We start from the raw sequence: 323 nt of genomic DNA, 5'->3' as shown, positions 1-323 counted from the left end.
GCACAAGGCCGCTCCTACAGGGGCGCGTTGTAGGAGCGGCCTTGTGCCGCGATGGGCCGCAAAGCGGCCCCGGAGGTCACTCGGATGTGCCGGTACTCTTTGCCAGGCTGTACACGTACGCCGCCAGCAAGTGCACCTTGTCGTTACCCTGGATGTCCGCCTGGGCCGGCATCTGCCCCTGGCGACCATAGCGGATGGTCTGTTGCAGTTGGGCGAAACTCGAGCCGTAGATGAACGCCTGTGGGTGGGTCAGGTCGGGTGCGCCCATGGCCGGGGTCCCCTTGCCTTCAGGCCCGTGGCAGGCCACGCAGTTGGCGGCGAAG

Annotated in this window: 1 protein-coding gene; it reads right to left on the bottom strand. The window is 66.9% G+C overall.

From position 1 onward, the window contains the following. Positions 1-76: 76 nt before the first annotated feature. Positions 77-323: c-type cytochrome (locus tag IAE37_RS28660; protein WP_201178803.1), on the bottom strand; the 247-nt coding region annotated here is incomplete at its 5' end.

It is taken from the genome of Pseudomonas sp. S31 (assembly GCF_016648105.1).
Lineage (GTDB): Bacteria > Pseudomonadota > Gammaproteobacteria > Pseudomonadales > Pseudomonadaceae > Aquipseudomonas.
This window is presented reverse-complemented; position numbering and strand designations above follow the sequence as displayed.